Source organism: Streptomyces spongiae, from assembly GCF_009377185.1.
GTDB lineage: Bacteria > Actinomycetota > Actinomycetes > Streptomycetales > Streptomycetaceae > Streptomyces > Streptomyces spongiae.
The window spans coordinates 1-3,700 of record NZ_VJZC01000795.1; the positions used below are offsets into that span (position 1 = coordinate 1).

Annotated in this window: 3 protein-coding genes; 2 read left to right on the forward strand and 1 reads right to left on the reverse strand. The window is 73.8% G+C overall.

The genetic code is table 11. The features are described from left to right. Positions 1-993, forward strand: a 993-nt coding sequence (locus FNH08_RS46875; protein WP_152777933.1) for an FAD-dependent oxidoreductase, incomplete at its 5' end; no start/stop codon positions are given. 71 nt (positions 994-1,064) lie between these two features. Here FNH08_RS46875 and FNH08_RS46880 read toward each other — a convergent pair. Continuing rightward, positions 1,065-2,543 (reverse strand): regulator, encoded by a 1,479-nt coding sequence (locus FNH08_RS46880; protein ID WP_152777935.1) that lies wholly within the window; start codon positions 2,541-2,543, stop codon positions 1,065-1,067. 301 nt (positions 2,544-2,844) lie between these two features. Here FNH08_RS46880 and lipB point away from each other — a divergent pair, with 301 nt between their 5' ends. Continuing rightward, the gene (lipB, locus tag FNH08_RS46885) at positions 2,845-3,642 is read left to right on the forward strand and encodes a lipoyl(octanoyl) transferase LipB (protein ID WP_322726556.1); all 798 of its coding nucleotides are present in this window, start codon (positions 2,845-2,847) and stop codon (positions 3,640-3,642) included. Positions 3,643-3,700: the final 58 nt, after the last annotated feature.

A 3,700-nucleotide genomic window follows, 5' to 3' on the forward strand; every position in this document is an offset into this window, starting at 1 on the left:
CGCATACCCCGCGCGCAGGGCGCCCCCCGCACCCCTCGTCCGGGTCTCCTCGGCACGCTCGCGGACCAGTCCCGCCTGGCCACCGCCCTCGCCCGGCTCGCCGCCACACCGCCCGAACAGCTCCTCGCCCGCCCGGAACTCCCCACCGCGCAAGCGCTGGTGAACCGAGGCTTCCCGGCACGCGCCGTCGACGGTTTCCTGCGGCCCCTACTCACCGCCCTACTCGCCGACCCCGCGCTGCTGACCTCCAGCCGGTGCGCCGACCTCGCGCTGCACTCCTTCGCGACGGGCCGCCTGTGCCTCCCGGAGGGCGGCGCCGACGCACTCCCGGAGCTCCTCGCGGCCACGCTCCCGCCGGGCAGCGTGCGGACGGGCGTGCGCGTGACCTCCATCAGCACCACGTCCGTCACCACCGCCGACCACGGCGCCCTCCGCTGCCGTGCCGTCCTGCTCGCCACGGGCGCCCGCGCGGCGGCCCGGCTCCTGCCGGGTCTGCGCGTCCCCGCCTTCCACCCGGTGACCGTCCTGCACCACACCACGGACGAACCACCGCTCACCGAACCGACGTTGCTCCTGGACGCCGACCGCGTCGGCCCGGTCTCCCACACGGCGGTCATCAGCCAGGTCGACCCCTCCCGCGCCCCGGCCGGCCGCGCACTGATCTCCTCGACCGTGCTGGGCGCACTCCCGGACCCGGCCCACCTGGACGCCACGGTCCGCTCCCAGCTCGCCCGCCTCTACGGCACCTCGACGACCCGGTGGGAGCTCCTCGCGGTCCACCACGACGCCGAGGCCGTCCCCGCGATGCCCCCGGGGCACGACCTCCGGCGCCCGGTACGGCTGTTGGCGGGCCTGTACGTCTGCGGTGACCACCGCGACACGAGCACCGTCCAGGGCGCCCTCCACTCGGCCCGCCGGGCCGCCCACGCCGTCCTCACGGACCTGGACGCCCAGCCGACCTTACGGATGGAGCCCCTCGAAACGGCCGCGTGAGAGCGTGGGGCGCCCTGTTGATCGCAGGGCGCCCCACCGGCCGTACACCCGGCCGTACACACCCGCACGGCCTACCCGAGCGCCGCCACCCGGTCCCGGTATCCCCGTACGGGCGCGGCGTCGCGGTACGGCTCCAGCCGGCGCTCGAAGTCCCGCACGTACTCGACCGCCCGGACCGACCGCATCTCGGCGGCCTGCCCGGCGGCCTCCGCGCCGAGCTGGCACGCCTGGTCGAGTTCGCCGAGCCCGAGCCGGGCGGAGGCGAGGACCACCCGGCAGAAGAGACGGCTGCGGGCGTAGCCGGGCGCGCGCAGTTGCAGCGAGCGCTCGGCGTGCTGGGCCGCGGCCCGGTACTGCTGGAGGTCGCGGTGGCAGTGCCCGAACTCGTCGGCGAGCTGGGCCTCGTCGAAGAACCGCGCCCAGTACGGCACCTCCTCCCCGGGCTGGGCAGCCTCCAGGGCGCGCTCGGCCCTGACGAGCGCGGCCGTGCAGGCCCGCACCTCGCCGAGCACGGCGTGTCCGCGCGCCTCCACGGAGTTCAGCAGCGCCTGGATGACGGGCGGTGCGGACGATCCGACGCCCTGCTGGGCCACGCGTGCCAGCTGGACGGCCTCGCGCCCGTGCCCGAGGTAGACGGCCTGGCGGCTCATCGTCACGAGCACGTACGAGCCGTACATCCGGTCCCCGGCCGCCTGCGCGAGCCGCAGCGCCTGGACGAAGTACCGCTGGGCGAGGCCGTGGGCGGCGATGTCGTACGAGGTCCAGCCGGCGAGCCGGGTGAGGTCCGCGGCGGCCGCGAAGAGACGGCGGCCGGTCTGCTCGCCGTACGCGCCCCGCAGCATCGGCTCGGCCTCGTGCTCCAGGTAGCGGACGAGGGCCTGGCGGGCGTGGCCGCCGCCGTAGGCGTGGTCGAGGGCGCGGAAGAGCTCCCCCACCGAGCGGAGGGCCGCGATGTCGCCCCCGGTGATCCGCTGGCCGGGGCCGCGCTCGGTCTGGTTGCGCTGCCGGGGCGGGGGTCCCTGCTGCTCGGGCGGAGCGGTGACCTTGGGAGCGGCGGGGCGGCCCTGCGTGGGGATGCGCCCGACGACCGGGTCACCCCGCCCCACGCGGTCGTCGGCCCGGCCGATCAGCCAGTCCCGGCTGGGGACGACGAGCCCCGCCGGAGTGAACGCGATCTTCCGGAGCTCGGCGTGGCTGCCGGAGTCCTTGCGCCACAGCCCGCTGACGATGTCGATGGCCTCCTCGGGGGTCGCGGCGAACTCCAGGCCCGCGTACACCGGCGCGCACGCGTCGAGGCCGAGGTCCTGGGCGGTGAGCCGACGGCCGAGGCGGCGCGTGAACACCTCGGCGATCAGGGCGGGGGTGGTCCCCCTGGGCTGCTGGCCACGCAGCCACCGGGTGACCGATGTCTTGTCGTATCTCAGGTCGAGTCCGTGTTCGAGGCCGAGCTGGTCCACACGACGCGCCAGCCCCGCGTTGGAGAACCCCGCTTCTGCGATGAGGGCGGCGAGCTGTCGGTTGGGGGTGCGCTGCGGGGGTCGTTCGGTCATGTGCGGTGCGGTCTCCTGCCTTCCCGATCTACGGCGAGGTGCCCGGATTGCCTGTGAGCAGCCCATATGGCCTCGTGAACGGCGTGAATGTAGCGGAGAGTGAGCGGCCGGTCGCACGCTTCGCCGTCTATTCATCCGATCGTGTGAGGATTGGCCACTCTGCTGACGGGGATCGGCCGGGCGTACAGTGGCGTGGGCGCGTACATGCATGACGAACGCATCGCGTGCCCGACGAATACACGAACGAGTGCGTGGTGCGTTGGTGCGTTCAGTGCTCGTTCAAGTCTGGGAGGCGCTTGCCGTGAGTGAGCTGCGGTTCGTCCGCATGGGGTTCGGTGCCGAGGCCGTCGAGTACCAGGAGGCGTGGGACGAGCAGCGCCGGGTGCACGCGGCCCGGTTCGCGGACGAGATACCCGACACCGTGCTGCTGCTGGAGCATCCGCCGGTCTACACGGCGGGCCGGCGTACGGCCGACAACGAGCGGCCCCTCGACGGCACGCCCGTCGTCGACGTGGACCGCGGCGGCAAGATCACCTGGCACGGTCCGGGCCAGATCGTGGGCTACCCGATCCAGAAGCTGCCGCGCCCCGTGGACGTCGTGGCCCATGTGCGGCGGCTCGAGGACGCCCTGATCCGTACGTGCGCGGAGTTCGGTCTGGAGACCACCCGGGTCGAGGGCCGCAGTGGTGTGTGGGTGCTCGGCGATCCGGTGGAGCAGCGACCCTCGCTCGGTGGCCTGTCCCTGGACTTCGATCCCCGCCTCCACGACGAGGAGTTCGACCCGCGGCTCAACGGGCCCGAGTACGCGCCCTCCAACGCCGGGCAGCGGCGTGAGGACCGCAAGATCGCCGCGATCGGCATCCGCGTGGCCAAGGGCGTCACGATGCACGGCTTCGCGTTCAACGTGAACCCCGACAACGCCTGGTTCGACCGCATCATCCCCTGCGGGATCCGTGACGCGGGCGTCACGTCCCTGGCCAACGAGCTGGGCCGCGGGTTGACGATCCCCGAGGTGCTGCCGGTGATGGAGCGGCATCTGCGGGAGGTACTGGAGAACGCGGAACTTCGGCCGCGCGAGGTGGAGCGGGCGACGGCGTAGCCCGGGACGGGGTTTTCCTCGCCCCCGCCGCCCCTACCCGTCCCATCCCTGGGGGCTC